This is a genomic window from Streptomyces sp. NPDC058459 (assembly GCF_042721685.1).
In the GTDB taxonomy this organism is placed as follows: Bacteria; Actinomycetota; Actinomycetes; order Streptomycetales; family Streptomycetaceae; genus Streptomyces.
Window position 1 is genome coordinate 1 of sequence record NZ_JBHXLV010000329.1, and the last position, 4288, is coordinate 4288.

Annotated in this window: 5 protein-coding genes and 2 pseudogenes; 3 read left to right on the forward strand and 4 right to left on the reverse strand. The window is 72.2% G+C overall.

All coding sequences use genetic code 11. The features are described from left to right. Positions 1-99 precede the first annotated feature (99 nt). The 3 genes from ACFWN1_RS31950 to ACFWN1_RS31960 all read left to right on the forward strand — a co-directional run bounded on the left by ACFWN1_RS31950 (position 100) and on the right by ACFWN1_RS31960 (position 2012). Positions 100-474 (forward strand): hypothetical protein, encoded by a 375-nt coding sequence (locus tag ACFWN1_RS31950; protein WP_384369821.1) that lies wholly within the window; start codon positions 100-102, stop codon positions 472-474. Further along, the gene (locus tag ACFWN1_RS31955) at positions 471-932 is read left to right on the forward strand and encodes a peroxiredoxin (RefSeq protein WP_384369824.1); all 462 of its coding nucleotides are present in this window, start codon (positions 471-473) and stop codon (positions 930-932) included. Before ACFWN1_RS31950 ends, ACFWN1_RS31955 begins: the two co-directional genes overlap by 4 nt. A gap of 105 nt (positions 933-1037) precedes the next feature. After that, positions 1038-2012: a TauD/TfdA dioxygenase family protein gene (locus ACFWN1_RS31960; RefSeq protein WP_384369827.1), complete on the forward strand. Its 975-nt coding sequence runs from the start codon at positions 1038-1040 to the stop codon at positions 2010-2012. A 10-nt stretch (positions 2013-2022) separates the two neighbouring features. Here ACFWN1_RS31960 and ACFWN1_RS31965 read toward each other — a convergent pair. The 4 genes and pseudogenes from ACFWN1_RS31965 to ACFWN1_RS31980 all read right to left on the reverse strand — a co-directional run. Then, a pseudogene (locus ACFWN1_RS31965) lies at positions 2023-2166 on the reverse strand (LuxR C-terminal-related transcriptional regulator); the annotation flags it as partial. A 253-nt stretch (positions 2167-2419) separates the two neighbouring features. Then, a pseudogene (locus tag ACFWN1_RS31970) lies at positions 2420-2662 on the reverse strand (beta-1,3-glucanase family protein); the annotation flags it as partial. Positions 2663-2682: 20 nt separating this feature from the next. Continuing rightward, a complete protein-coding gene (locus ACFWN1_RS31975; protein ID WP_384369830.1) occupies positions 2683-3438 on the reverse strand; it encodes a dienelactone hydrolase family protein in 756 nt (251 codons plus the stop codon). Between the two features lie 83 nt (positions 3439-3521). Continuing rightward, complete coding sequence (locus ACFWN1_RS31980) at positions 3522-4142, reverse strand: L-threonylcarbamoyladenylate synthase (RefSeq protein ID WP_384369833.1); 621 nt, start codon at positions 4140-4142, stop codon at positions 3522-3524. Positions 4143-4288 lie beyond the last annotated feature (146 nt).

Below are 4288 nucleotides of genomic sequence, written 5' to 3' on the forward strand. Positions count from 1 at the left end.
CCCCTGAACGGCGGCCGGGGGCGCCGCTCGCGCCCCCGAGCCGCCGGGTCTCTCGTACCGTCAAGTAATATCCGGCGCCAGGCCATCGAAGGAGAATCCGTGCCCCCACGCTCGCCCCTGCTGCTCGCCGGTCTGCTGGCCTCGGCCGGGATCGCCCACTTCGCCGCCCCCAAGCTGTTCGAGGGGCTCGTCCCCCGCACGCTGCCCGGCTCGCCCCGCACCTGGACCTGTGCCAGCGGGGTCGCCGAACTCGCTCTCGCCGCCGGGGTCGCCGTGCCCGCAACCCGCGCGCCGGCCGCGAAGGCCGCCGCCGCCTTCTTCGTCGCCGTCTTCCCCGCCAATGTCAAGATGGCCGTCGACTGGCGGCACCGCCCCGCCCCACAACGCACCGCCTCGCTCGCCCGGCTGCCCCTCCAGGTGCCGCTGGTGCTGTGGGCCCGGGGCGTGGCCCGTAACGCGAAGGGACACTCATGAGCCTGCAAATCGGCGACACCGTCGAGGACTTCACCCTGCCGGACGAGACCGGCACCGAACGGCGGCTGACGGAACTGCTGGCCGACGGCCCGGTGGTGCTGTTCTTCTACCCGGCCGCCCTCACCTCCGGCTGCACCGCCGAGGCGTGCCACTTCCGCGACCTGTCGGGCGAGTTCGCCGCCGCCGGGGCCCAGCCCGTGGGTGTCAGCGGTGACACCGTGGAGAAGCAGCAGGAGTTCGCCGGGCGCCACACCCTCGGCATGCCCCTGCTCTCCGACACCGAGGGCACGATCCGCGAACGCTTCGGCGTCAAGCGGGGCTTCACGCTCGCGCCCACCAAGCGGGTCACCTTCGTCATCGGGCAGGACCGCACGGTCCTGGAGATCGTCCGCAGCGAACTGCGTATGAACACCCACGCCGACCGGGCGCTGGCCGCGCTGCGGGCGGCGAAGGGCTGAGCCCTGTTCTCGCGCGCTGAGGTCAGCCGCCGGCGCTCGCCAAGGGCGCCGTCCGGCTGACACGATCACGGTGAGGCCCGCACGACGACCCCCGGGAGCGCACACATGACCACGGACGGCACCTCGGCGGAGCGGCGCGGGCGGAGCGCGGACGTGGCGGTGGAACCGGTCGCCGGGCACATCGGCGCCGAGATCACCGGCGTCGACCTCGCCGCACCGCTCGACGACTCCACGGTGGCGCTGATCAGGGACGCGATGCTGCGCTGGAAGGTGGTGTTCTTCCGCGACCAGCGGCTCGACCACGCCGGGCACCTCGCCTTCGCCCGCCGCTTCGGCGAGCCCGTCGCACCGCGCAAGCGGGGCAGCGCCTCGCCGGAGGGGTTCCCCGAGGTGGAGACCACCGCCGACCGGCTGGAGCTGGGCGGCCGGTTCGGCATGGAGCACGACGAGTGGCTGCGCCGGCGCCGGCACACCCTGCTGCGCGGCTGGCACTGCGACCACGGCGCGCGGATCGACCCGCCCGCCGCGACCATCCTGCGCGCCGAGACCGTACCCCCGTACGGCGGCGACACCACCTGGGCCAACCTGGCCGCCGCCTACGCCGGGCTCTCCGCGCCGGTGCGCGCCTTCGTCGACGGGCTGCGGGCCGAGCACCGGCTCGGAGTGGGCTACCAGCCCCGGCCCGGCGACGACGCGTACCTGCGGCACCTGCTGGACCACCAGGTCGCCTCCGAACACCCGCTGGTGCGGGTGCACCCGGAGACGGGGGAGCGGGTGCTCTTCGTCAACGGCTACTACCTGGAGCAGATCTCCGGGGTCTCCCGTCCGGAGAGCGCGGCCCTGCTGGAGATGCTGCTGGAGCAGGCGGTACGGCCCGAGTACACCGTCCGCTTCCGCTGGGAGCCCGGCAGCGTAGCCTTCTGGGACAACCGGGCCACCGTGCACCTCGCCCCCGGCGACAACGTCCATGCCGACCATCCCCGGATCATGCACCGGGTGATGCTCGCGGGCGAGGTGCCCGTGGGCGTGGACGGCATCGCCTCCGAGCCGCTGGTGGGCACGGAGCCCGGCCGCTGGTAGCCCCGCCGGTTCACCCCGGCGTGACCGGCCGCGCCACGTGCGCGAACACCGCCGCCTGGGTACGGTCCCCGAGGCCCGGCTTCACCAGGATGCGGCTCACGTGGGTCTTGACGGTGGGGTCGGCCACCACCAGCCGCCCGGCGATCTCGGAGGAGACGTCAGGCGGAGGACGGGGACGGGGTAGTCCCCTCACAGGCGGGTTCCCGGGGGTTCGTCCCAGGGGGGAGGCGGGGTGTGTTCAGTCACCGGAATCCGTGCGACCTCCCAGGCGTTCCCCGCGGGCTGCAAGGCGACCCTGACCTTCCACCTGCACGTGGACTCGGCGGAGACCAGCACCGGCACCCAGTACGACGAGCTGACGCCCACCGCCGCCCCGCACGAGTGTGCGGGGCCCCTCGCGCGCTGCGTCAGTTCAGCGGGTCCAGCGTGAGATACGCCTGCTGCGGGTTGCCGTCGTTGACCAGCGACTCGTGGTTGCCGACGTCGTCGAAGGCGAAGGCGTACGCCTTGCCGTCGGCCATCTGCGCGTGGATGGCCTTGGCGTACTGGTTGGTCACCCCGTCCTGGTAGAAGCCGGCGTCCGAGCTGTCCGGCTGGTCGTGGTTGCTCAGCAGCGTGGAGCGGTTGTAACCGGCGCGCAGAGTACGGGATTCCGTGATGTGAGAGAACGTCAGAAGGTGCGTCGCAGCAGGGAGTTGAGCGCCTTCCAGTGGCGTTCCTCGCCCGCCGCGTCGTAGGAGGTGGTGTCCTTCTGGGTGTAGCCGTGCGGTGCGCCCTCGTAGACCTCGCTGGTGTGGCGCACCCCGGCCGCCGTGAGCGCGTCGTCCAGGCGCCGCCGCTGCTCCTCTGGCAGGGAGGGGTCCTGGTCGGCGTGGCCGAAGTACAGCTCGGCGGTGATGCGGCCGGCGCCCAGGTGCGGACTGTCCGGGTCCTCAGTGGCCAGGTTGCCGCCGTGGAACCCGGCGGCCGCCGCCACCCGTCCGGGATGCGTGGCCGCGGCGCGCAGCGCCAGCCGGGCGCCCATGCAGTACCCGGTCACCGCCACCGGCCCGGCCGCGACGAGCGAGGACTCCTCCAGCCAGCCCAGGAACGCGTCCGCGTCGACCTCCGCCTGCTGAGGGGTGATCGAGTGCACCAGCGGGCCGAGCCGCTCCCAGATCGTCGGGTCGGAGTCCGGGTCGATGAAGTCGGGCAGCTCCAGCACCGGTGCCGTGCCCTGCCGGTAGAACACGTTGGGCACCAGCACGGTGTACCCCTCGGCGGCGAGCCGGTCGGCCATCCCCCTCAGCCAGGGCCGCAGTCCGTAGGCATCCTGGTAGAAGAGGACTCCGGGGTGCGGCTGCCCGTCGGCGGGGTGGGTCAGATAGGCGTCGGCGTCCCCGTCCCGGGTGGGGATGGTGACGGTCTTTCCCTGTACGTCAGTCATGATCAGCACGCTTCCTTATCGGTAAGGGTCGGTCTGGTTATGCCTGGTTATGCCTGGTTGTGCCTGGTTCGGTCTGGGGTGATCTACTCGAACCGCGCGGGGTCGCCCGCGCCCACCCGCACGATCTCCGCCTCGCCGCTGGAGAAGTCAACCACCGTGGTCGGCTCGGTGCCGCACTCGCCGGAGTCCACCACCGCGTCCACCACATGGTCGAGCCGGTCCTTGATCTCCCAGCCCTGGGTCAGCGGCTCCTCCTCGTCCGGGAGCAGCAGCGTGCTCGACACCAGCGGCTCGCCCAGTTCGGCGAGGAGCGCCTGGGTGGCCACATGGTCGGGGATGCGTACCCCCACCGTCCGCTTCTTCGGGTGCAGCAGCATACGCGGCACCTCGCGGGTGGCCGGCAGGATGAAGGTGTAACTGCCCGGCGTCGCCGCCTTCACCGCCCGGAACACGTCGTTGTCGACCCGTACGAACTGGCCGAGCTGCGCGAAGTTCTGGCACATCAGCGTGAAATGGTGCCGGTCGTCCAGGCGGCGGATGGACCGGATGCGCTCCATGCCGTCCTTGCTGCCGAGCTTGCAGCCCAGGGCGTAACACGAGTCCGTGGGATAGGCGATCAGCGACCCCGACCGGACCGCGTCCGCGATCTGCGACACCGCGCGGGGCTGCGGGTTCTCGGGGTGCACGTCGAAGTACTTGGCCATTCGCCGAGCTTAAGCCGTCACCGTCCGCCGCCCGCGCACCCCCACCCGGCCGGGCGTAGGACGCGAGGACCGGGGCATCCGCACCTTGAGGCACCCGGAGCGCTCTCCCCCCAGCTCCGGGCCCCGCCGTCTCCGCCGGTGGCCGA

Excerpts from the sequence above, each read along its gene's own strand:
- ACFWN1_RS31975 (WP_384369830.1), bottom strand. The coding sequence starts at position 3,438 with ATGACTGACGTACAGGGAAAGACCGTCACCATCCCCACCCGGGACGGG.
- ACFWN1_RS31960 (WP_384369827.1), top strand. The coding sequence starts at position 1,038 with ATGACCACGGACGGCACCTCGGCGGAGCGGCGCGGGCGGAGCGCGGAC.
- ACFWN1_RS31955 (WP_384369824.1), top strand. The coding sequence starts at position 471 with ATGAGCCTGCAAATCGGCGACACCGTCGAGGACTTCACCCTGCCGGAC.
- ACFWN1_RS31980 (WP_384369833.1), bottom strand. The coding sequence starts at position 4,142 with ATGGCCAAGTACTTCGACGTGCACCCCGAGAACCCGCAGCCCCGCGCG.